Source organism: Croceibacterium soli (assembly GCF_009828065.1).
In the GTDB taxonomy this organism is placed as follows: domain Bacteria; phylum Pseudomonadota; class Alphaproteobacteria; order Sphingomonadales; family Sphingomonadaceae; genus Croceibacterium_B; species Croceibacterium_B soli.
The window spans coordinates 454,459-477,671 of the sequence record NZ_WTYK01000001.1; the positions used below are offsets into that span (position 1 = coordinate 454,459).

A 23,213-nucleotide genomic window follows, 5' to 3' on the forward strand; every position below is an offset into this window, starting at 1 on the left:
GCTTTCGCTTCAGCTTGCGGCAAGCTTGCCACTATCAAGGGGAGTCATTACCCGGGAGTTGCTCCATGCCGCGTTCGCTACTGCTTGCCGCCGTCCTGGCGCCCGCGCTCGCCTGCAGCCCCGCCGCGGCGCAGGAGGTCTTTGCCGGGGCTTATGTCCACGGCGTGGATACGCCTTTCACTCTGAGGACGGAGGAGGGTGGCGCCGACATCCAGGCGGGCTTCCGTTTCGCTCCGCAGGAAAGCCTGGCCTTCATCGGCAAGCCCGCGCCTTACCTGATCGCCTCGGTCAACACCGGCGGCGATACCAGCTTCGCCGGCGGCGGGCTGGGCTGGAAGCTCGGAGCGGGACATGTCTATGTGCGCCCGGGGCTCGGCGTGGTGGTCCATGACGGGCCGACGGAACGCTTCAGTTCGCGCGACGGCAAGCGGACCGATCTCGGCAGCAGGATCCTGTTCGCGCCGGAAGTCGCCATCGGCACACGGCTTTCCGATCGCCTTTCGCTGGAGGCGAGCTGGGTCCACGTCAGCCACGCCCGGCTGTTCAACTGGGGGCAGAACCCCGGGGTCGACATGATGGGCGTGCGGCTGAACCTGGCGCTCGATTGATCGCCTCTTGCGCATCGCGCCGGGGGCGATAGGAACGCGCCGACCAATTTCGAAGGAAGCCCCTCAATGATCTCGCGTTTCGCCCTTGCTGCTTCGCTTGTTCTTGTGCTTGCCGCCTGCGGCTCGCCGGCCGAGGAAGCCGACGAACCGGCAAGCTCCGTGACCGAGCCCGGCCCCGCCGCGACCGCCGCCCTCGAGGAGACCGTGCCGGAAGTCGGCGAGACCGAATCGCCCGGCGCAGAGCCGAGCGAAACGCCTAGCCCGACGCCGACCCCCACGCCCACCGCGACCGCGTCCGCGGCGCCGGCTGCTGCGGCCAAGGTTGCCGCCGCGTCCTCGCCCCCGGCATCGTTCGCGCAGTGTGCCGTGTGCCACAAGACCAAGCCGGGCGAGACCGGCATCGGCCCGACCCTGGCGAACGTGTTCGGCGCCAAGGCCGGCCACGTGAACGGCTTCAAGTACAGCGAAGCGATGCTCGAGTCCGGCCTGACCTGGAACCAGAGCAATCTCGACCGCTTCCTCGCGGACCCCAAGGCCGTGGTCCCCGGCACCACGATGACCTTCGGCGGCGTCAAGGATGCCGCCAAGCGCGCCGAGATCATCGCCTACCTCAAGACGCTGTAAGGTCTGCCCGAAAGCCCCCTCCTGTTGTCCCTTCGGGACAGCTTCGCTTCCAGAGGAGGGGGTTGGGGGTGGTGGAAGCGCAGTGCCATCGTCGCCTGTTTGAAGATTCACGCGGAGACGCGGAGCCGCGTGTTTTTGCGCTCGCAGAGGCGCAGAGGCGCAGAGGCGCAGAGAAGAGTTTCTCACGCAAAGGCGCGAAGGCGCAAAGAGCCCAGCGACGAAGCCGCACTCGGATTCGACTCTTTGTTCTCAGTATGAAAGCGCCCTCCGGGCGCGCGCCCTTCTTCGCGCCTTTGCGCCTTTGCGTGACAAAACCCTCTGCGCCTCCGCGCCTCTGCGAGCGCATCGGTTGGACCCTACATACGAAAAGGGCGGCGCCTTGCGGCGCCGCCCTTCGCTTGATCTGCCGAAGCAGAGCGAGGCTTACTTGAGCTCGACGGTGCCGCCGGCTTCCTCGATCTTCTTCTTGATCTCTTCGGCTTCCGCCTTGTTCACGCCTTCCTTGACGGCCTTCGGCGCGCCTTCGACGAGAGCCTTGGCTTCAGTGAGGCCCAGACCGGTGATGGCGCGGACTTCCTTGATGACCTGGATCTTCTTGCCACCGTCGCCGGTGAGGATGACGTCGAATTCGGTCTGCTCTTCAGCAGCTTCGGCGGCGCCACCGGCAGCCGGGGCGGCCACGGCAACTGCAGCAGCGGCGCTAACGCCCCACTCTTCTTCCAGCGCCTTGGCGAGCTCGGCGGCTTCCATGACGGTCAGCTTCGACAGTTCTTCAACAAGCTTGGCAATATCAGCCATGACTTACACTCCGTTCAATATGATGGACCGGGCCCTTCGGCAGGCTCAGGACGCCCGGTAAATTCGCGTTTGGAAAAAACCGCTTATGCCGCTTCTTTGGTGCTGTAGGCACCGAAGACGCGGGCAAGCTTGCTCGCAGGTTCGCTGATGACCCGAACGACCTTCGTCGCCGGAGCATTGAGCAGACCCACGATCGTGCCGCGCAGCTCGTCGAGCGAAGGCATCGAGGCGAGCGCCTTGACCCCTTCGGCGTTGAGCACCTGGCCGCCCATGGAACCACCGACGATTTCTAGTCGGTCGTTCGTCTTGGCGAAGTCCACCGCCGCCTTCGCCGCCGCGACCGGATCGGTCGAGTAGGCAATTGCGGTCGGGCCGGTGAGGTATTCCTCGAGCCCGACGTAGTCGGTGTCCTTCAGGGCGAGCTTGGCGAGGCGGTTCTTCGCGACCTTATAGGACGCGCCGGCATCGCGCATCTTCGAGCGCAAGTCGGTGGACTGGGCCACCGTCAAGCCGAGGTTGCGGGTGACGACCACCACGCCGGCCTCGTTGAAGACTGCGTTGAGCTGGGCGACCGAATCGGTTTTTTGCGAACGATCCATGCCGTACTCCTTCACTATGGCCGCGCGGCAAGCGCCGAACGGCCGGCTACGTTCGCCCATGCCGTTCACCGACACGGGCAAGTCCGCTGATGGGGAAGGAGTGCGCCGGAGCGCGGTAAGGCAGGCGCAGGGCGCCGCCGGAATTCTCGTTTCCCCGCCTAGGCTGCGAATTAAGGGGCCGAGATGACTCGGGATCCCAGCAGCTGTCTCGGACGGATGACGGCCGAAACCGTCGGGGTGGGCCTCTAGCCGCCTCGGCCGCGGAGTCAAGCCGGGAACCGTCCTGCGCGCCGACCGCTGACCATGCTGGCGCAACATGAACAAAGGAGAACTGCAATGGGCCGGAACATCACGATCGGACTGGGTACGCTGATCATCATCCTGATTCTGGTGGCCCTGCTGTTCTGATCCAGCCGCCGCACGGCCGCGCGACTCGCGCGGCCGGTACTCCAGTTGCGGCATCCCGCCCCAGCGTGTATAAAGACGGCAACGAACGATATTCCCGCGCGCCAGGGCGACGCCCGCGTGCGGCGGTTCGTTCGCCTGCGCTTGACCTTCGGGAAGCGCCCTCCTATATCGGCCGTCCACCGGACAGCTTCGAGCAAGGTGCGCCTGACGCGGGGGCGCGCCTAGGATGGAAGCCCGGTTCTCCGTGAGACGATAATGGCTGCAGTCCGGCACCCCGATCGAGGTGTGCCTTTCGCTGTGGCCTTTCGGCGTCTCATGTCCCGCCCGAACGAAATTCTTCCGCCGGTGCTCACGGGTGCCGGCCTCATTGAACGAGGCGAACCTCTCCATGGCGACCAAACCTTCCGAGGCCATCGGCAAATCCGCGGGCGCGAACACGCCCAGCAAGATCGGCGGCAGCAAGAAGAAGCGTATCCGCAAGATCTTCGGCGACATCCACGAAGTGGTGCAGATGCCGAACCTGATCGAAGTGCAGCGGGAGAGCTATGAGCAGTTCCTGCGCTCGGATCCGTCGATCGGCTATGTTTCCGGCCTCGAGAAGACCCTGCGTTCGGTGTTCCCGATCCGCGATTTCGCCGGCACCGCCGAGCTCGATTTCGTTCACTACGAGCTGGAAGATCCGAAGTACGACACCGTCGAGTGCCGCCAGCGCGGCATCACTTACGCGGCGCCGATGAAGGTGACGCTGCGCCTGATCGTGTTCGAAGTCGACCAGGAAACCGAAACCCGCTCCGTCCTCGATATCAAGGAGCAGGACGTGTACATGGGCGACATGCCGCTCATGACCGGCAACGGCACGTTCGTGATCAACGGCACCGAGCGCGTGATCGTCAGCCAGATGCACCGTTCGCCGGGTGTGCTGTTCGACCACGACCGCGGCAAGACCCACTCTTCGGGCAAGTTCCTGTTCGCCGCCCGCGTGATCCCGTACCGCGGTTCCTGGCTGGACTTCGAGTTCGACGCCAAGGACATCGTGAACGTGCGTATCGACCGCAAGCGCAAGCTGCCGGTCACCTCGCTGCTCTATGCCCTGGGCCTCGACGACGAGCAGATCCTCGACCACTTCTATGACAAGGTCACCTGGAAGCGTTCGTCCGGCAAGTCCGGCGACGGCTGGCAGATTCCGTTCGTTCCCGACCAGTGGCGCGGCGCCAAGCCGGCTTTCCCGCTGATCGACGCCAAGACCGGTGAGGAAGTGTTCCCCGCCGGCCAGAAGGTTTCCCCGCGCGCGGCCACCAAGGCGCTGAAGGACGGGCTCGAGACCCTGCTGATCCCGACCGAGGAAATCTTCGGCCGCTATTCGGCGCGCGACCTCGTCGACGACGCCACGGGCCGCATCTACATCGAGGCGGGCGAGGAAGTCTCGGTCGAGAACCTCGAGAAGATCGACGCCGCCGGCATCGACCAGCTCGAGCTGCTCGACATCGACCACGTCAACACCGGTCCGTGGATCCGCAACACGCTGCAGGTCGACAAGGCCGAAAACCGCGAGGAAGGCCTCGAGGCGATCTACAAGGTCATGCGTCCGGGCGAACCGCCGACCAAGGAAACCGCCGAAGCGCTGTTCGAAGGCCTGTTCTTCGATAGCGAGCGCTACGACCTTTCCGCCGTGGGCCGCGTGAAGCTCAACATGCGTCTCGGCCTCGACGCCGAAGACACCGTGACCACGCTGCGCAAGGAAGACATCCTGGCCGTGGTCAAGGAGCTGGTCGACCTGAAGGACGGCAAGGGCGAGGTCGACGACATCGACAACCTCGGCAACCGCCGCGTCCGCTCGGTCGGCGAGCTGCTCGAGAACCAGTACCGCGTCGGCCTGCTCCGCATGGAGCGCGCCGTGAAGGAACGGATGAGCTCGGTCGACGTGTCGACCGTGATGCCGAACGACCTGATCAACGCGAAGCCGGCGGTTGCCGCGGTGCGCGAGTTCTTCGGTTCCTCGCAGCTCAGCCAGTTCATGGACCAGACCAACCCGCTGTCCGAAGTGACCCACAAGCGCCGCGTTTCGGCGCTCGGGCCGGGTGGTCTCACCCGTGAGCGCGCCGGCTTCGAAGTCCGCGACGTTCACCCGACCCACTACGGCCGCATCTGCCCGATCGAAACGCCGGAAGGCCCGAACATCGGCCTGATCAACTCGCTTTCGACTTTCGCCCGCGTCAACAAGTACGGCTTCATCGAAACGCCGTACCGTACGGTGAAGGACGGCAAGGTCTCCGGCGAGGTGAGCTATCTGTCCGCTATGGAAGAGCAGCGGCACACGGTGGCGCAGGCTTCGGCCGACACCGACGCCGACGGCAAGTTCGTCGAGGAGCTGGTCTCGGCCCGCCAGAACGGCGAGTTCGTGATGACCCCGGCCGACCAGGTCACCCTGATGGACGTCAGCCCCAAGCAGCTCGTTTCGGTTGCCGCGTCGCTGATCCCGTTCCTGGAAAACGACGACGCCAACCGCGCGCTGATGGGCTCGAACATGCAGCGCCAGGCCGTGCCGCTGGTGAAGGCCGAAGCGCCGTTCGTCGGCACCGGCATGGAAGAGACCGTGGCCCGCGACAGCGGCGCGGCGATCTCCGCCATGCGTTCCGGCGTGGTCGACCAGGTCGACGCCGCCCGTATCGTGATCCGCGCCTCCGGCGAAGTCGATGCCGGCAACCCGGGCGTGGACATCTACACGCTGCAGAAGTTCCAGCGCTCCAACCAGAACACCTGCATCAACCAGCGCCCGCTGGTGAAAGTGGGCGACGTGGTGGAAGCCGGCGACATCATCGCCGACGGTCCCTCGACCGACCTGGGTGAACTGGCGCTCGGCCGCAACAGCCTCGTCGCGTTCATGCCGTGGAACGGCTACAACTACGAGGACTCGATCCTGATCTCCGAGCGGATCGTGAAGGACGACGTCTTCACCTCGATCCACATCGAAGAGTTCGAGGTCATGGCCCGCGACACCAAGCTCGGGCCGGAAGACATCACCCGCGACATTCCCAACGTCGGCGAGGAAGCCCTGCGCAACCTCGACGAAGCGGGCATCGTCTACATCGGCGCCGAAGTGCACCCGGGCGACATCCTGGCCGGCAAGATCACGCCGAAGGGCGAAAGCCCGATGACGCCGGAGGAAAAGCTCCTCCGCGCCATCTTCGGCGAGAAAGCCAGCGACGTGCGCGACACCTCGCTCCGCCTGCCGCCGGGCGTTTCCGGCACGGTGGTCGAAGTGCGCGTGTTCAACCGCCACGGCATCGAGATCGACGACCGTACCCGCGCCATCCAGAACGAGGAAATCGAACGCCTCAAGAAGGATGCCGAGGACGAGCGGGCGATTCTCAACCGTGCGACCTACAACCGGCTGCGCGAAATGCTGGTCGGCCAGACCGCTTCGGCAGCGCCGAAGGGCGCCAAGAAGGGTGAGCAGATCACCGAGGAAACGCTCGACGGCGTGGACCGCTACGAGTGGTTCAAGTTCGCCGTCGCCGACGACAACATGCAGGCCCAGCTCGAAGCCGTGAAGGGCCAGTACGACGAAGCCGTGAAGGCGATCGAAGAGAAGTTCGAGGACCGCAAGGAGAAGCTCGAGCGCGGCGACGAGCTGGCCCCGGGCGTGCTCAAGATGGTCAAGGTGTTCGTGGCGGTGAAGCGCAAGCTGCAGCCGGGCGACAAGATGGCCGGCCGCCACGGCAACAAGGGTGTCATTTCGCGCATCCTGCCGATGGAGGACATGCCGTTCATGGAAGACGGCACGCCGGTCGACGTCGTGCTCAACCCGCTGGGCGTGCCTTCGCGCATGAACGTCGGGCAGATCTTCGAAACCCACCTCGGCCTTGCCGCGCGTGGCCTCGGCCAGCAGATCCAGGCGAGCCTGGAGGAATGGCGCTCCGCCAATCCCGACCCGGAGACGGCGAGCCCGCCGACCGCGGTGGTCGAACGGCTGAAGGACATCTACGGCGAACAGTACCACGCGGACCTGGAATCGCGCACGACGGCCGAAGTGGTCGAGCTTGCCGGCAACCTGTTCAACGGCGTGCCGATGGGCACCCCGGTGTTCGACGGGGCCAAGGAATCCGACGTGACCGACATGCTGGTCAAGGCGGGCTACGACCCCTCGGGCCAGGTGACCCTGTTCGACGGCCGCACCGGCGATGCCTTCGACCGTAAGGTGACCGTGGGTTACATCTACATGCTGAAGCTCCACCACCTGGTCGACGACAAGATCCACGCCCGTTCGATCGGTCCGTACTCGCTCGTCACCCAGCAGCCGCTGGGCGGCAAGGCGCAGTTCGGTGGCCAGCGCTTCGGTGAAATGGAGGTCTGGGCGCTCCAGGCTTACGGCGCCGCCTACACGCTGCAGGAAATGCTCACCGTGAAGTCGGACGACGTGGTCGGCCGGACCAAGGTCTACGAGGCGATCGTCAAGGGCGACGATACGTTCGAGGCAGGCATTCCGGAGAGCTTCAACGTGCTCGTGAAGGAAATGCGCAGCCTCGGCCTGAACGTCGAGCTCAAGTCGCTGATCGACGAGGAAGACGCGGACCAGTGGCCGGAGGCGGCGGAATAAGGGAGCGCGGGCGGCGGCCGGGGGAACCCCTCGGCGCCGCCCCCTCCTCCCGCCCACGAGATTTCACCCGTCATGGGATTTGAAAAATGAACGAACTGACCAAATTCACCAACCAGCTGGCCAAGCCGGAAACCTTCGACCAGATCCAGATCGGGATCGCGAGCCCGGAGCGTATTCGCAGCTGGTCCTTCGGCGAGATCAAGAAGCCGGAAACCATCAATTACCGCACGTTCAAGCCCGAGCGTGACGGCCTGTTCTGCGCGCGCATCTTCGGCCCCGTGAAGGACTACGAGTGCCTGTGCGGCAAGTACAAGCGCATGAAGTACAAGGGCGTCGTCTGCGAGAAGTGCGGCGTCGAAGTGACCGTGACCAAGGTCCGCCGTGAGCGCATGGGCCACATCGAGCTGGCCGCGCCGGTCGCGCACATCTGGTTCCTGAAGTCGCTGCCCTCGCGCATCGGCCTGCTGCTCGACATGCAGCTCAAGCAGCTCGAGCGCGTGCTCTACTTCGAGAGCTACATCGTCACCGAGCCCGGCCTGACGCCGCTCGAGAAGTTCCAGCTCCTCACCGAGGACGAGCTGCTCGACGCGCAGGACGAGTACGGCGAAGACGCCTTCACCGCCGGCATCGGCGCCGAGGCGGTCAAGCTCATGCTGATGGAACTCGACCTCCAGCAGGAGCGCGACGACCTGATGGAAGAGCTCGCGACCACCAAGTCCGCGCTCAAGCCCAAGAAGATCATCAAGCGCCTGAAGGTCGTCGAGAGCTTCATCGATTCGGGCAACCGCCCCGAGTGGATGATCCTCGACGTCGTGCCCGTCATCCCGCCGGAACTGCGCCCGCTGGTGCCGCTCGACGGCGGCCGGTTCGCGACCTCGGACCTGAACGACCTCTACCGCCGCGTGATCAACCGGAACAACCGCCTCAAGCGGCTGATGGAGCTGCGCGCGCCGGACATCATCGTCCGCAACGAAAAGCGCATGCTGCAGGAAGCCGTCGACGCGCTGTTCGACAACGGCCGCCGTGGCCGGGTCATCACCGGTGCCAACAAGCGTCCGCTGAAGTCGCTCAGCGACATGCTCAAGGGCAAGCAGGGCCGCTTCCGCCAGAACCTGCTCGGCAAGCGCGTCGACTATTCGGGCCGTTCGGTCATCGTGACCGGCCCGGAACTCAAGCTGCACCAGTGCGGCCTGCCGAAGAAGATGGCGCTCGAGCTGTTCAAGCCGTTCATCTACGCCCGTCTCGACGCCAAGGGTCTCTCGATGACCCTCAAGCAGGCGAAGAAGTGGGTCGAGAAGGAGCGCAAGGAAGTCTGGGACATCCTGGATGAAGTCATCCGCGAGCACCCCGTCCTGCTGAACCGCGCGCCGACGCTGCACCGTCTCGGCATCCAGGCGTTCGAGCCCGTGCTGATCGAAGGCAAGGCGATCCAGCTTCACCCGCTGGTCTGCTCGGCCTTCAATGCCGACTTCGACGGCGACCAGATGGCCGTGCACGTTCCGCTGAGCCTCGAGGCCCAGCTCGAAGCGCGCGTGCTGATGATGTCGACCAACAACATCCTCAGCCCCGCCAACGGCAAGCCGATCATCGTGCCTTCGCAGGACATGGTCCTGGGCCTGTACTACCTGTCGATGGACCGCGAAGGTGAACCCGGCGAGGGCATGATCCTGGCCGACATCGCCGAAGTGCACCAGGCGCTCCACGTCGGCGCCGTCACTCTGCACACCAAGATCGTCAGCCGCGTTCCGCAGACCGACGAGAAGGGCCGCGAGTACATGCAGCGGGTCGAGACGACCCCGGGCCGCATGCTGATCGGCGAGTGCCTGCCGAAGAGCCACAAGGTGCCCTTCGAGGTGATCAACCGCCTGCTGACCAAGAAGGACATCGGCGACGTCATCGACGAGGTCTATCGTCACACCGGCCAGAAGGACACGGTGCTGTTCGCGGACGCGATCATGGCGCTGGGCTTCCGTCACGCCTGCCGCGCCGGCATCTCGTTCGGCAAGGACGACATGATCATCCCGGATTCCAAGATCGGCCTGGTCGAGGAAACCAAGGCGCTGGTTGCCGACTACGAGCAGCAGTACCAGGACGGCTTCATCACCCAGCAGGAAAAGTACAACAAGGTGATCGACGCCTGGAGCCGTTGCGGCGACCAGGTGGCGAACGCCATGATGGACGAGATCCGGGCGACGCCGAAGGACGAGAACGGCCGCGAGGCGCAGATCAACTCGATCTACATGATGAGCCACTCCGGTGCGCGTGGTTCGCCAGCGCAGATGAAGCAGCTCGCCGGCATGCGCGGCCTGATGGCCAAACCTTCGGGCGAGATCATCGAGACGCCGATCATCTCGAACTTCAAGGAAGGGCTGACCGTCCTCGAGTACTTCAACTCGACTCACGGCGCGCGTAAGGGCCTGGCCGACACGGCGCTCAAGACGGCGAACTCGGGTTACCTGACCCGCCGTCTGGTCGACGTGTCGCAGGACTGCGTGATCGTCGAAGAGGACTGCAAGACCGAGAACGCGCTGGAGATGCGCGCCATCATCCAGGGCGGCTCGATCATCGCCAGCCTGGGCGAGCGCATCCTCGGCCGCACGACCGCCGAAGACCTGGTCAACGTCAAGACCGGCGAAGTCATCGTCAAGTCGGGCACGCTGCTCGACGAGCCGATGGTCAAGGCGATCGAGGAAGCCGAAGTGCAGTCGGCCAAGATCCGCAGCCCGCTGGTCTGCGAAGCGGACCAGGGCGTCTGCGGCAAGTGCTACGGCCGCGATCTCGCCCGTGGTACGCCGGTCAACATCGGCGAGGCGGTGGGTGTCATCGCCGCGCAGTCGATCGGCGAGCCGGGCACCCAGCTGACGATGCGGACGTTCCACATCGGCGGCGCGGCGCAGGTCAACGAGACCAGCCACCTCGAATCGATCTCGGACGGCAAGGTCGTGTATCGCGACATGCCGACCATCACCGACAAGCGCGGCCGCAGGCTGTCGCTTGCCCGCAGCGGCGAGATGGTGGTGATCGACAACGAAGGCCGTGAGCGCGCGATCCACCGCGTGCCTTACGGTACCGTGCTGATGTTCGACGATGGCGCCAAGGTGAAGGAAGGCGATCGCCTGGCGGAGTGGGATCCGTTCACCCTGCCGATCATCACCGAGCAGTCCGGCATCGTCCGCTACCAGGACCTGGCCGACGGCAAGACGATGGAAGAGCGCGTCGACGATGCCACAGGCATCGCCCAGCGCGTCGTCACCGAGTACCGCGCCACCGGCCGTTCCAAGAAGGAGGATCTGCGTCCGCGGCTCACCCTGCTTGGCGAGGAAGGCGGCAAGAAGGGCGAGGAAACCGAGGCTGCACGTTACATGCTTGCCCCGGGTACCGCGCTTTCGGTCGAGGACGGGCAGCAGGTCGAAGCCGGCGACATCCTGGCACGTGCTTCGCGAGAAGCTGCCAAGACGCGCGACATCACCGGCGGTCTGCCGCGGGTGGCCGAGCTGTTCGAGGCACGCATGCCGAAGGACGTCGCGGTCATCGCCAAGATCAGCGGCCGGATCGAGTTCGTCCGCGACTACAAGGCCAAGCGCAAGATCGCGATCGTTCCGGAAGAGGGCGATCCGGTCGAGTACCTGGTCCCCAAGACCAAGGTGATCGACGTCCAGGAAGGCGACTTCGTCAAGAAGGGCGACACGCTGATCTCGGGCAGCCCGAACCCGCACGACATCCTGGAAGTGCTCGGGGTGGAGGCTCTGGCCGAATACCTCGTCGCGGAAATCCAGGAAGTCTACCGGCTCCAGGGCGTGAAGATCAACGACAAGCACATCGAGGTGATCGTTCGCCAGATGCTGCAGAAGGTCGAGATCACCGACGGCGGCGACACCACGCTGCTGCCGGGCGAGCAGGTCGATCTGGAGGAGATGAAGGAAATCAACTCCAAGCTGGCCAAGAACAAGAAGCCGGCCGAAGGCACCCCGGTGCTGCTCGGCATCACCAAGGCCAGCCTGCAGACCCGTTCGTTCATCTCGGCGGCCTCCTTCCAGGAGACCACCCGTGTGCTCACCCAGGCCGCGGTCGAAGGGAAGAAGGACACGCTGATCGGCCTCAAGGAGAACGTGATCGTCGGCCGTCTCATCCCCGCCGGTACCGGCGCGGGCATGAACCGCCTGCGCATCGCCGCCACCAGCCGCGACGCCGCCCTGCGCGCGTCGTGGAAGAAGGCCCAGGAAGCGATCATCGCCGCGAACACGGCCGCCGAGGAGCACGAGGCGGAACTGCAGCGCGATGCCGCGGATGACATCGGTGACGATCCGCTCGCAGCGGTGCAGGGTGAAACCCACGGCACCGACGCGGACGCCGGCGAGTACTTGCAGACGAGCGACGAGACGCTCGAAAGCGCCCCGGTCGAAAGCGGGCTGGCCGAGGACGAGCCGGCTGCTGCTGAGGAAGCCGAAGCCGACGCCGATCTGGCTGGCGACGAGCCGACCGAAGGCGAAGACGCTCCCGAAGAGGAGTGATCCTTCGCCTCCGGGCAAGAACAAGGAAGACCCCGCCGGAGCGATCCGGCGGGGTTTTTCGTTTCCGCCAGCCGCCACAGGGTGCATGATCCCCGGATGAGACTCGGCTTCGTACCTCTCGCCGCTTGTGTGTTGCTGGCAGCCTGCGACTCTGCTGAGAACCCCGCCGCCGATCCTTCTCCAACCGTGGCCCGTGAGCCCGCCGGGGCGCCACCGCCCGTGCCCGCGCCTGCTCCGCCCGCCGAAGTCGCTCCCGCCCCTTCGCTGGAGCCCGCGGGCGAATACCGCATCGCGGGGGTCGATGGCGGCGATATCGACCTGCCGCACGGCATCACCGCCTCCATCGGCGCTGACCGGATCGAGGTGGTCTCCCAGTGCGTGGAGATGGCCTGGTCCTACCGCCTGGAAGGCAGGGCGCTGCAGACCACGCGCTTGCCGGTCGTGACTTGCGACCGCGGCCGCTATCCGCAGGAGGAAGCCATCGAAGCCGCCTTCACCGCCGCGCGCGAAGTGGAGCGGACCGAAAGCAACGGGCTCCGCTTCTCCGGCGGCGGGCGGTCGGTGATTCTGTTCTCGCAGTAGCGCCCGCGCTGCCGCCGATTGCGCCCGGCGGTAGTGGCTGGCGGAGTGGCTGCCCTGCGCTATAGCGCGGTGATGACGATCACGCGCTTCGCCCCTTCGCCCACAGGCCTGCTGCATGTCGGCAACATCCGCACCGCGCTGCACAACTGGCTGCTCGCCCGCAAGGCCGGCGGGCGCTTCCTGCTGCGGATCGACGATACCGATGCCGAGCGGAGCGAGGAACGCTTCGTCGAGGCGATCCGCGACGATCTTGCCTGGCTGGGGCTGGAACCGGACGCGGCGGAGCGCCAGTCGGAGCGGCTCGTGCACTACGAGGCCGCATTCGATCGGCTAAAAGCGTCCGGGCGGGTCTATCCGGCCTACGAGACGGCGCAGGAGCTGGAGCTCAAGCGCAAGATCCGGCTCGGGCGCGGGTTGCCGCCGATCTACGATCGCGGTGCGCTGGAACTATCCGACGCGGATCGCGCCGCGAAGGAAGCGGAGGGCATCGCGCCGCACTGGCGCTTCAAGCTCGACCACGCCGAGCCGATCGAATGGATCGACGGCATCCGCGGGCCGCAACATTTCGAGGCGGCGCAGCTCAGCGACCCGGTGGTCCGCCGGGCCGACGGATCGTGGCTGTACATGCTGCCGAGCGCGATCGACGACATCGAGATGGGCGTCACCGACGTGCTGCGCGGCGAGGACCACGTTTCGAACACCGCGGTGCAGATCCAGATGTTCACCGCGCTCGGCGCGCAGCCGCCGCGCTTTGCGCACGAGGCGCTGCTGGTCGGCGCCGAGGGGAAGCTCTCCAAGCGGCTCGGCTCGCTCGGCTGCGACGCCTTCCGCGAGCGCGGCATCGAGCCGGAGGCGATCGTCGCGCTGCTCGCGCGGCTCGGCACTTCGCTGCCGGTCGAACCGATCGCCGATCGCGCGGTGCTCATCGAGACGTTCGACCTGGCGGCATTCGGGCGGGCGCCGGCGCGGTTCGACGAGGCGGAGCTCGAGCGGCTCAATGCCGCGATCGTGCACCAGCTCGACTATGCCGAGGTTGCGGACCGGCTGCCCACGGGAATGGGCGAGGAAGCCTGGCTGGCGATCCGCCCGAACCTCGCGCATGTCGGCGAGGCGGCGGATTGGTGGCAGGTGGTCACCGGCCCGGTCGAAGTCCCGGAGCTCACCGAAGAGGATCGGGCTTATGTGGCCGAGGCGGCCGAGGCGCTGACCTGGGGCGAGGACCCTTGGCATTCCCTCACCGGCGCGCTGAAGGCGGCCACGGGCCGCAAAGGCAAGGCGCTGTTCCAGCCGCTGCGCCTGGCCCTTACCGGAAGGCCCTCGGGTCCCGAGATGGCCGCGCTGCTGCCGCTGATCGGGGAGCAGGAGGCCAGGGCGCGGTTGGTAAGGGCGGCGGGCTAGGCTCGGCTTGCGCTGCCGAGGGGTGGTGCCAGTCGTGGTTCGACAGGCTCACCACGAACGGTGAGGTGTCGAAGCTAATTTAGATATAGATCCGTTCGTCCTGAGCTTGTCGAAGGACGAGATGGCGGGACGCTAGCCGTCAAAGCCGTCCGCGATCGCCTAGCTGGGTTTCCAGCCGATTTCGGCGACGCGGGCGGCGCGGGGGACGTCGGTTACGGCCTGGTTGACGGTGATGCTTTCGCCGGGCGCGAGGCTGCGCTGGGGCGGGTAGACTTCCCAGCTGTAGACGATCCGGTCGCGCTCGTCGCGCAGGACGATCAGGATCGGCGGCACGTCGCGGGCCACGCTGCCGGTGTTGGTGATCGTGCCGCTGGCGCCGAAGTACTCGGTGCCGTCGGGCAGTTGCCGGCGCTCCTGCTGGTCGGGCGGGAACTCCAGGTGCAGGTCCTCCTGCGCGGCGGCGAAAGTCGGGCGGCTCACCGGCACCCAGTCCGGCAGGCCCCAGTAGCTGACGGCGAAGATCAGCGCGCCGACGGTGAGGGCGAAGACCACGCCGGCATAAGTCCACAGCTTGAGCGGATTGCGGCGCGGGCGGAATGGCGGCTGGTGGTCGAAATGCGACGCGTCGCCGTTCTCGTAATCGGCTCGCGGCGCGACCGGGGGCAGCGGCGGGTCTTCCAGCGGCGGCGGGGCCGGCTGCGCCGGCTCGGCGACCGCCACTTCGGCTTCGGGTTCTCGCCGGGGAGCGGGGCTCGGCGCCGCCGGCCGTGGCTCCGCGGGGCGCGGCGCGGGGCTGGGCGCCGGGGGAGGAGGCGGCGCCGCTGCAGCGGCGGCCAGTTCGGGTCCTTCCTGGAACCAGCTGTGCCGGCACTTGGCGCAGCGCACCGTGCGCCCTTCCGCGCCGACCGCGCTGTCGGGAACGACATATCGCGTGGCGCATGCGGGGCAGGTGATGATCATCGCCCGCGAAGCTTACCCCTCCGGCGCCCCCGGCAACAAGGCGTGCAGCCGTGAACAGCCGCCCAGCGCGGCTTTTTTCCACATCGATCAGCGGCTATAGCCCCGCCGGATGTCCATTGTTCCCACCATAGCGGTCGATTGCCTGCCCGGATCCCGACGATGAGCGGGACGGAGGGGGGTATCGTTCAGTTCGACAACGTCGGCCTGCGCTATGGAACCGACCGGGAGGTGCTGAGCGATATCTCGTTCACGCTGCACCCGGGGAGCTTCTATTTCCTCACCGGCGCGAGCGGCGCGGGCAAGACTTCGCTGCTGCGGTTGCTCTACCTGGCGCAGCGGCCCTCCCGCGGGATGATCCGCATGTTCGGCACCGACGTGATCACGCTGCCGCGCCGCGCCTTGCCCGAATACCGCCGCCGGCTGGGCACGGTGTTCCAGGACTTCAGGCTGGTTTCCCACCTTTCGGCGTTCGACAACGTCGCGCTGCCCTTGCGGGTGTCCGGTGTGCCGGAGAGCGGGATCCGCAAAGCCGTTGCCGACATGCTCGAATGGGTCGGGCTGGCGCACCGCGCCGACGCCCGGCCGCCGACCCTCTCGGGCGGGGAGCAGCAGCGCGTCGCGATCGCCCGCGCCGTCATCGCCCGGCCGGAAGTGCTGGTGGCGGACGAGCCGACGGGCAACGTCGATCCGGACATGGCGCTGAAGCTGCTGCGGCTGTTCCAGGCGCTGAATCGGCTGGGCACCACGGTGGTGGTGGCGACGCACGATGTGCACTTGCTGAAGAAAGTGCCGGACTCGCTGATCATGCGGCTCGACAAGGGGCGGCTGTCCGACCCTACCGGTGCGCTGCGCTATCCGCCGCGGCCCGCGGCCCGCTCGGCGGAGGAGCGCGCGTGATGGCGTCGCTCTCGCCCATCCGCCGCAAGCAGACGCGTTTCGGGGGCGGGCGCGGCGGCCTGCTGCAGCAGGCGCGGCTCACCGGGCCGATGCCGTGGGTCATCGCCATCATGGTGGCCCTGACCGTGATGGCGGCGGCGGCGGGGCTCGCGCTGGACAACCTGGCGGACAACGCCCGGGCGGAGATCTCCGGCGGGCTGACGGTGCAGGTGGTCGAGGGCGGACCGGCGGAGCGGGAGCGCCAGGCCGAAGTGGCGGTAGCGCTGCTGACCAACAGGGAGGACATCGCCGAAGTCCGCCGCGTGCCGGATGCGGAGCTGGCGGCCCTGATCGATCCCTGGCTCGGCGAGGCAGCCGGCGCCGGCGACGAGGCGATCCCGATCCCCGCGCTGATCGACGTCCGCTTTCGCGGCCCGGTGACGGACCGCCGCCTGGTCGAGCTGCGCGACGCCTTGCTCGCTTCGGTGCCCTCCGCGCGGATCGATGCGCAGGCCGGCTGGCTGGCCCCGGTGTTCCAGGCGATCGCCTCTCTGCAGTGGCTGGCCGTGGGGCTGGTGGTGCTGCTGGCGGCGACGAGCGCGGCGGCGGTGTGGCTGGCGGCGCGCAGTGCGCTGGGCTCCAACCGCGACACGATCGAGATCGTACACCTGCTCGGCGGTACGGACCGGCAGATCGCGCGCCTGTTCGAGCGTTCGATTGCCGTCGACGCGGTCATCGGCGGAGCGGTCGGCCTGCTCCTCGGCGCCGGGGCCGTGATCCTGCTCGGGCGCCAGTTCGCGGCGCTCGGTTCGGGAATGGTGGCCGGGGGCGGGCTCGACCTGGCCGATTGGCTCGCGGTCGGCGCGATCCCGCTGGCGGCGGTGGCGATCGCGATGCTGACGGCGCGGCTGACGGTGCTGGGCGCGCTCAGGAGGATGCTGTGATCGGCCGGGCCCTTGCCGCGCTGATGATCGCCTGGCTGCTGGGGTTCACCTGGTTTGCTGCTGCGCTGCCGCAGCCCGCGCCGGCGAGCGAGAAGACGCAAGTCATCGTCGTGCCGACCGGCGGCGTCGGGCGGATCAGCCGCGGCCTGGAGATGCTGCGCGCCGGCGCGGCCGAGAGGCTGCTGGTCAGCGGGGTGGACCACTCGGTCAAGCCGAGGGAGTTCGCGGCCGAGTACGAGGTAACGCCCGGCGAGATGGACTGCTGCGTGATCCTGGGCTTCACGGCGCTCGACACCCGGGGCAACGCTCGGGAGACGGCGGACTGGATCATCCAGGGCAAGTACCGCTCCCTCCGGCTGGTCACCAGCGACTGGCACATGCGGCGCAGCGCGGGCGAACTGCAGCAGGTCCTGCCGCAAGGGGTGCGGGTGGTGGAAGACGGGGTGCCGACCGAACCTTCGCTGGGCACGCTGTTCCTGGAGTACCACAAGCTGCTGGCCAGCTGGCTGGGCCGCCTGTGACCGTCCTGCGCAACCTGCTGTTCTACGCCGCGTTCTACCTGGGATCGGTGTACTTCGTGCTGGCATCGCTGGTGGCGATGGCGACCGTTTCGGAAGAGCGCTTCCGCAAGGTGCCGAACGCCTGGTCGCACTTCCACCGCTGGTGCGTGAACCGCATCCTCGGCATCGACGTGCGCGTCGAAGGGGTGCGGCCTGAAGGGCAGGCGTTCTTCGCGATCAAGCACGAGAGCTTCTTCGAGGCGATCGATCTGGCGACGATGCTCGACGAGCCGGTGCCATACGCCAAGGAGGAGCTGTTCCGCATTCCCGGCTGGGGGCGCGTGGCGCGGGCCTATGGCGGGATCGCGGTGGCGCGCGACGCCGGGGCCAAGGGCCTGCGTTCGATGCTGGCGGAATCGCGCAAGCATATCGACAGCGGGCGGCAGCTGGCGATCTTCCCCGAAGGCAAGCGCGTGCCCCACGGCACGCGGCCGCCGCTGCGGGCCGGTTTCGCCGGGCTCTACAAGCTGCTGCGCCTGCCGGTCGTGCCGGTGGCAGTCGATAGTGGGCCGGTCTACCAGCGGTGGTGGAAGCCGCGCGGCACGATCACCATCCGCTTCGGCGAGCCGATCCCGCCCGGACTGCCGCGCGAGGAGCTCGAGGCGCGGGTGCATGCGGCGATCAACGAGTTGAACAGCTAGGGCCCGCTGATCCTCCCCAAGGGGAAGGAACGGAACTAACCTATTCGGCACATTTTGCTTGACATCGTGACGTTCTTCGGTTAGGAATAACGAAGATCGCGATGCTGCGCTTCCGGGAATTACCCGTGGTCGGCGCGGCCGAAGTCGGGGCGGGCGTCGTCCTGGCCGAGTTCGATGATCGAGCGGCGGATGGCCCGGGTGCGGGTGAAGAGTTCGAACATCGATTCCCCGTCTCCGGCCCTGATCGCTTCCCGCATGTGCGCCAGGTCGGTGAGGAAGCGGTCGAGCATCTCGAGCACGGCCTCGCGGTTGTTGAGGAACACGTCGCGCCACATCGTCGGGTCGGAGGCGGCGATGCGGGTGAAGTCGCGGAAGCCGCCGGCGGAATACTTGATCACCTCCCCCCGCGTCACTTCCTCGAGGTCCGAGGCAGTGCCGACGATGGTGTAGGCAATGAGGTGGGGGATGTGGCTGGTGACGGCGAGGACGCGGTCGTGGTGCTCGGCGTCCATGACTTCGACCGTGGCGCCGAGAGCGCGCCAGAACTTCGCAAGGCCGCCCACCAACGCAGGATCGGCGTCCTCGGGAGGGGTAAGGATGCACCAGCGGTGATGGAACAGCGCGGCAAAGCCGGCGTCGGGGCCGCTGTGCTCGGTCCCGGCGACCGGGTGGGCGGGGATCACGGCGCGGCCCGGCAGGGCTTCGGCGAGGGCGCGGGTGATCGACTGCTTGGAGGAGCCGACGTCGCTGACCAGCGCGCCGTCTCGCAAGCTGCCGGCGAGGGCGCGGGCCGCTTCGCCCATGGCGCCGACGGGCACGCAGAGGATCACGAGATCGGCATCGGCGGCGGCTTCGGCGGCGCTATCGCAGACGGTGCCGACCAGGCCGCGCTCGGCGGCGCGGCGGCGGACCGCCGGATCGGAGTCGTAGCCGGTGGTGAGGACGCCCGGCAGGTGTTGGGCGACCGCGAGGCCGATCGATCCGCCGAGGAGGCCGAGGCCGATGATTGCGACTTTGTCGAAGCTCATGCCGAGCCCTCGGCCATCCGGGCCAGGCTATCGGCGATCACGTCCATATGCTCGGCCGTGCCGATGGTGATGCGCAGGCCCTGCGGCAGGCCCTGGCCGGGGAGGTGGCGTACCGCGAAGCCGCGTTCGGCCAGGCCCCGGAGCGCCGTTTCGGCGCTGAGCGCGCCTTCGAACAGCACGAGGACGAAGTTGGCCTGGCTGGGCAGCGGGCGCAGGCCGTGGTTGCCGAGCGCTTCGAGCGCGGCGACGAAGCGGGCGCGAACCTCGCGGTTGTGCTCGCGCGAGGCGGTGACGAAAGCCTGGTCCTCGAGCGCGGCCGCGGCGGTGGATTGCCCGGTGGCGGTGACGTTGAAGGGGCCCCTGATGCGGTTCAGCGCGTCGACCAGGTGCGGTGTGCCGGTGCCCCAGCCGATCCGCTCGCCGGCGAGGCCGTAGATCTTGGAAAACGTGCGGGTGACGAGGACGTTCTCGTGCGCGGCGGCGAGGGCCAGCCCGCCATCGTCGTCGGCCGGATCGACGTATTCGGCATAGGCCTGGTCGATCACCAGCAGCACGTCCCCCGGCAGTCCGGCGTGGAGCCGCGCGAGTTCGGCTGCGGGCAGGAAGCTGCCGGTCGGGTTGTTGGGATTGGCGATGAAGACCACCCGGGTGCGCTCGTTGACGCAGGCGAGCAGCGCATCGACGTCGGCGCCGTAGTCGGCGTCCCGCGCCTCGACCGGTTGCGCGCCGCAGCGCCGGGCCGCGATGTCATAGACGGCGAAGCTGTAGCGCGGGAACAGCACTTCGTCGCCCGGCCCGGCAAACGCCTGGGCGGCGAGGTTGAGCAGCTCATCCGAGCCGGTGCCGCAGACGACCCGCGCGGGGTCGATACCGTGCACGCGGCCGATCGCGGCGCGCAGCTCCGCGCTGTCGGGGTCGGGGTAAAGCGACGGCGCCTTGGCGGCCGCGCGCGCGGCCAAAGCCAGGGGGCTGGTGCCGAGCGGGTTCTCGTTGGCCGAGAGCTTGAGCAGCTCGCGGCCGTCGTCGGCGCGCGACTTGCCGGGTACGTAGGCATGGATTGCCGCTATCCACGGCTTCATCCGGGGGCTCATCTGCGATCTGCTGTCGTCCACGGCGCGCCGCATAGCGGCAACACGCGGCAATTGACAGCATTTGCGCTTGGCCCCAATCCGCGAGGGCATGGCACCCTCCACCGATCCCGCTGTGAAAAGCCTCAGGCTCGAGAGTCCGCTCCCGCTCGACAGCGGGCAGGCGCTGGACGGCGTGCGTGTGGCCTACGAAACGTACGGGGAACTCGCCGCCGACAAGAGCAACGCCATCCTCGTGTTCCACGCGCTGACCGGCGACCAGCACCTGGCCAGCCCGCATCCGATCACCGGCAAGCCCGGCTGGTGGGACCGGATGGTCGGGCCGGGCAAGCCGATCGACACCAGCCGCTTCCACGTGATCTGCGCCAACGTGATCGGCAGCTGCATGGGATCGACCGGTCCGGCCAGCGAAGGCCCGGACGGGCGGGCCTGGGCGATGCGCTTCCCGGTGATCACGATCCGCGACATGGTGCGGGCGCAAGTGGCGCTGATCGACGCATTGGGGATCGAGCTGCTGCACGCGGTGGTCGGCGGGTCGATGGGCGGGATGCAGGCGCTGAGCTTCGCGGCCAACTTCCCCACGCGGGCCGCGCGGGTGCTGGCGATCGCCACTACGGCGCGCCATTCGGCGCAGAACATCGCCTTCCATGAAGTCGGCCGCCAGGCGATCATGGCCGACCCGAACTGGGAAGGCGGCGACTACTACGGGCGCGGCAAAGGGCCGGAGAAGGGCCTGGCCGTGGCCCGCATGGCGGCGCACATCACCTACCTTTCGGAGGCCGGGCTGACCGGCAAGTTCGGCCGCCGCCTGCAGGACCGGGAGGCCAAGAGCTTCGGCTTCGACGCCGATTTCCAGGTCGAAAGCTACCTCCGCCACCAGGGGATCGCCTTCACCGACCGGTTCGACGCCAACAGCTATCTCTATATCACCCGGGCGATGGACTACTTCGACCTGGCGGAGGAGCACGGCGGGCGGCTGGCGGATGCTTTCGCCGGCACCCCGGCGCGGTTCTGCCTCGTCAGCTTCGACACCGACTGGCTCTACCCCACGTCCGAATCGCGGCACGTGGTCCATGCCCTCAACGCGGTGGCGGCGCCGGTCAGCTTCGTGGAGCTTTCCGCGCCGCACGGCCACGACAGCTTCCTGCTCGACGTGCCCGCGCTCGACCGGGTGGTGAAAGGGTTCCTCGAATGAGCCTGCGCGCAGACCTCGCAGCGATCGCGGCCAACGTGGCGCCGGGCAGCCGGGTGCTCGACGTCGGCTGCGGCGAGGGCGAGCTGATGGAAGTGCTCCAGCGCCAGAGGGGCTGCGACGCGCGGGGGATGGAGATCGACCCCGAGGCGGTCGAGCGCTGCGTCGCGCGCGGGCTGTCGGTGGTCCAGGGTGACGCCGACCGCGACCTGGCCGATTATCCCGACGATGCGTTCGACTGTGCGATCCTGTCGCAGACGCTGCAGACCGCCGCCCGGCCGGACTTGCTGCTCGACGAGCTGCTGCGGGTCGGCCGCCGGGCTTTCGTCAGCTTCCCGAACTTCGCCTACTGGCGGATGCGCGCCGCGCTGCTGTTCAGGGGCCGCATGCCGGTAACCCGGCACCTGCCGGTGAGCTGGTACGAGACGCAGAACATCCACCACGTGACCGTAGACGACTTCCGCGAGCTGCTGCGGGCAAAAGGCGTGACGGTGGAGAAGACCTGGTTCTTCACCCGCGGGCGCGAGATCGGCGGCGCGGCGGCGAATTGGCGCGCCGAGCACGCGGTGTTCCAGTTGAGCCGGTAGGCTCAGGCTGAGCCGTCGTTAACGAGCAGCACGCTGTCGTCGCGGGCGAGGCTCCACATGGTGAGCCCGGCCTCTTTCGCGCGGTCGACCGCCATGCTGGTCGGCAGGGACACCGTGACCAGGCGCGTGGCGCCGGCGCGGACTGCCTTTTCGACGATTTCGTAGGAGCAGCGGGCGGTCGAGAGGATGAAGCCGGCGGCCGGGTCCTCTCCGGCGGCGGCGAGGGCGCCGACGAGCTTGTCGAGCGCGTTGTGGCGGCCGACGTCCTCGCGCGCCGTGCGGATCGCGCCGGCTTCGTCGCAAAAGGCGGCAGCGTGGGCGGCGCCGGTGCGGCGGGTGAGGGGCTGGTGATCGCGCAATGCGCCGAGCGCGGTAAAGATCGCCTGCGGATCGAGCGAGGTGTGGGCGGGCACCGGGGGGAGCGGACGGGCGACGGCTTCAAGGTTCTCGATCCCGCACAGCCCGCAGGAACTTTCCGCCACGCGCGAGCGCACCCGATCGGTGAGTTTCTCGATCCCGAGCCCGGCGAGCGCCGAGCGGACGATCCAGCCTTTGTCGGTTTCGGCGGCGGCGATGTCGGTGATGTCGGCGGGGATCTGCGCCAGCCCCTCAGTGAGCGCAAAGCCGCGGGCGAAATCCTCGAGATCCGCCGGCGTGGCCATCATCACCGCGTAGGACAGGCCGTTGAACTCCAGCGCGACCGGCGCTTCCGGCACCCATTCGCGAGTGAGCGGGCGGCGGGTTCCGTCGGCGCGTACTTCAGAGATATCATTGCCCATTAGTCCACTTTCCGTTCGCCCTGAGCTTGTCGAAGGGCGGTTCTTCACTTCAGGCGCAGCGCTAAAAGAAAAAGCGGTCCTTCGACAAGCTCAGGACGAACGGGGAGGCAAAGCCCCCTCCTCTTCAGAGGAGGGGGTTGGGGGTGGTGGAGGCGCGCGAAACGTTCGAATGGTCACGCGGAGACGCGGAGTCTTTTGGCGCTCGCAGAGGCGCAGAGGCGCGGAGACTACAAAGGCGAAAAAACCCGCGGCGAAGCCGCCATCAACGATCTTTGAAGCACAGCGCCCTCCGGGCGCACTCCTTCTTCGCGCCTCCGCACCTTCGCGCCTTTGAGTGATGAAAAACTCTCCGCGCCTCCGCGTCTCCGCGTGATCTAAAAGCTCTGCGCTTCTGCGAGCGCATAAAAGCGGCGTAGCGCGATCCTTAGCACCA

At 67.5% G+C, this 23,213-nt stretch carries 18 protein-coding genes; 12 read left to right on the forward strand and 6 right to left on the reverse strand.

Annotated elements, in window-relative coordinates:
• The first annotated feature begins 65 nt into the window (after window positions 1–65).
• Both GRI75_RS02185 and GRI75_RS02190 read left to right on the forward strand, forming a co-directional pair.
• The gene (locus tag GRI75_RS02185) at window positions 66–608 is read left to right on the forward strand and encodes an acyloxyacyl hydrolase (protein ID WP_160745288.1); all 543 of its coding nucleotides are present in this window, start codon (window positions 66–68) and stop codon (window positions 606–608) included.
• A gap of 66 nt (window positions 609–674) precedes the next feature.
• Window positions 675–1,232: a c-type cytochrome gene (locus tag GRI75_RS02190; RefSeq protein WP_160745289.1), complete on the forward strand. Its 558-nt coding sequence runs from the start codon at window positions 675–677 to the stop codon at window positions 1,230–1,232.
• A 423-nt stretch (window positions 1,233–1,655) separates the two neighbouring features.
• On the opposite strand, the gene rplL is transcribed toward GRI75_RS02190, so the two are convergent.
• Both rplL and rplJ read right to left on the reverse strand, forming a co-directional pair.
• Window positions 1,656–2,030 carry a 50S ribosomal protein L7/L12 gene (gene rplL / locus GRI75_RS02195; RefSeq protein ID WP_160745290.1) on the reverse strand — a complete coding sequence of 125 codons (375 nt, stop codon included), beginning with the start codon at window positions 2,028–2,030 and terminating at the stop codon, window positions 1,656–1,658.
• A gap of 83 nt (window positions 2,031–2,113) precedes the next feature.
• On the reverse strand, window positions 2,114–2,629 hold the full coding sequence (gene rplJ, locus GRI75_RS02200; RefSeq protein WP_160745517.1) for a 50S ribosomal protein L10: 516 nt from the start codon (window positions 2,627–2,629) through the stop codon (window positions 2,114–2,116).
• 796 nt (window positions 2,630–3,425) lie between these two features.
• Between rplJ and rpoB the strand changes: the two genes are divergently transcribed.
• The 4 genes from rpoB (at window position 3,426) to gltX (ending at window position 14,125) form a co-directional block, all read left to right on the forward strand.
• Window positions 3,426–7,634 carry a DNA-directed RNA polymerase subunit beta gene (gene rpoB / locus GRI75_RS02205; RefSeq protein WP_160745291.1) on the forward strand — a complete coding sequence of 1,403 codons (4,209 nt, stop codon included), beginning with the start codon at window positions 3,426–3,428 and terminating at the stop codon, window positions 7,632–7,634.
• A gap of 86 nt (window positions 7,635–7,720) precedes the next feature.
• Window positions 7,721–12,145, forward strand: coding sequence for a DNA-directed RNA polymerase subunit beta' (rpoC, locus tag GRI75_RS02210; protein WP_160745292.1), 4,425 nt, complete (start codon window positions 7,721–7,723; stop codon window positions 12,143–12,145).
• Between the two features lie 219 nt (window positions 12,146–12,364).
• Window positions 12,365–12,727 (forward strand): hypothetical protein, encoded by a 363-nt coding sequence (locus GRI75_RS14405; protein ID WP_202389530.1) that lies wholly within the window; start codon window positions 12,365–12,367, stop codon window positions 12,725–12,727.
• 72 nt (window positions 12,728–12,799) lie between these two features.
• Window positions 12,800–14,125 (forward strand): glutamate--tRNA ligase, encoded by a 1,326-nt coding sequence (gene gltX / locus GRI75_RS02215; RefSeq protein ID WP_160745518.1) that lies wholly within the window; start codon window positions 12,800–12,802, stop codon window positions 14,123–14,125.
• A 159-nt stretch (window positions 14,126–14,284) separates the two neighbouring features.
• Here gltX and GRI75_RS02220 read toward each other — a convergent pair whose 3' ends face one another.
• Window positions 14,285–15,085, reverse strand: coding sequence for a zinc-ribbon domain-containing protein (locus GRI75_RS02220; RefSeq protein WP_160745293.1), 801 nt, complete (start codon window positions 15,083–15,085; stop codon window positions 14,285–14,287).
• 159 nt (window positions 15,086–15,244) lie between these two features.
• Between GRI75_RS02220 and ftsE the strand changes: the two genes are divergently transcribed.
• Genes ftsE through GRI75_RS02240 form a run of 4 tightly spaced genes read left to right on the forward strand, consistent with a single transcriptional unit; the run spans window position 15,245 to window position 18,106 of the window.
• Window positions 15,245–15,982 (forward strand): cell division ATP-binding protein FtsE, encoded by a 738-nt coding sequence (gene ftsE / locus GRI75_RS02225; protein WP_160745294.1) that lies wholly within the window; start codon window positions 15,245–15,247, stop codon window positions 15,980–15,982.
• Window positions 15,982–16,905: a cell division protein FtsX gene (locus tag GRI75_RS02230; protein WP_160745295.1), complete on the forward strand. Its 924-nt coding sequence runs from the start codon at window positions 15,982–15,984 to the stop codon at window positions 16,903–16,905. Before ftsE ends, GRI75_RS02230 begins: the two co-directional genes overlap by 1 nt.
• Window positions 16,902–17,426: a YdcF family protein gene (locus GRI75_RS02235; protein ID WP_160745296.1), complete on the forward strand. Its 525-nt coding sequence runs from the start codon at window positions 16,902–16,904 to the stop codon at window positions 17,424–17,426. The genes GRI75_RS02230 and GRI75_RS02235 overlap by 4 nt, the downstream gene beginning before the upstream one ends.
• Complete coding sequence (locus tag GRI75_RS02240; RefSeq protein ID WP_328597907.1) at window positions 17,423–18,106, forward strand: lysophospholipid acyltransferase family protein; 684 nt, start codon at window positions 17,423–17,425, stop codon at window positions 18,104–18,106. Before GRI75_RS02235 ends, GRI75_RS02240 begins: the two co-directional genes overlap by 4 nt.
• A gap of 119 nt (window positions 18,107–18,225) precedes the next feature.
• Here the strand turns inward: GRI75_RS02240 and GRI75_RS02245 are convergent, their stop codons facing one another.
• Both GRI75_RS02245 and hisC read right to left on the reverse strand, forming a co-directional pair.
• Window positions 18,226–19,134 carry a prephenate/arogenate dehydrogenase family protein gene (locus GRI75_RS02245; protein ID WP_160745297.1) on the reverse strand — a complete coding sequence of 303 codons (909 nt, stop codon included), beginning with the start codon at window positions 19,132–19,134 and terminating at the stop codon, window positions 18,226–18,228.
• Entirely contained in the window at window positions 19,131–20,225 is a 1,095-nt protein-coding gene (hisC, locus tag GRI75_RS02250) for a histidinol-phosphate transaminase (protein ID WP_235911192.1), read from the reverse strand. The genes GRI75_RS02245 and hisC overlap by 4 nt, the downstream gene beginning before the upstream one ends.
• Window positions 20,226–20,313: 88 nt before the next feature.
• Here hisC and metX point away from each other — a divergent pair, with 88 nt between their 5' ends.
• Both metX and metW read left to right on the forward strand, forming a co-directional pair.
• The gene (gene metX / locus GRI75_RS02255) at window positions 20,314–21,417 is read left to right on the forward strand and encodes a homoserine O-acetyltransferase MetX (RefSeq protein WP_160745299.1); all 1,104 of its coding nucleotides are present in this window, start codon (window positions 20,314–20,316) and stop codon (window positions 21,415–21,417) included.
• Window positions 21,414–22,001 (forward strand): methionine biosynthesis protein MetW, encoded by a 588-nt coding sequence (metW, locus tag GRI75_RS02260; protein WP_160745300.1) that lies wholly within the window; start codon window positions 21,414–21,416, stop codon window positions 21,999–22,001. Before metX ends, metW begins: the two co-directional genes overlap by 4 nt.
• Window positions 22,002–22,003: 2 nt before the next feature.
• Here the strand turns inward: metW and fdhD are convergent, their stop codons facing one another.
• Window positions 22,004–22,780 (reverse strand): formate dehydrogenase accessory sulfurtransferase FdhD, encoded by a 777-nt coding sequence (gene fdhD, locus GRI75_RS02265; RefSeq protein ID WP_160745301.1) that lies wholly within the window; start codon window positions 22,778–22,780, stop codon window positions 22,004–22,006.
• Window positions 22,781–23,213: the final 433 nt, after the last annotated feature.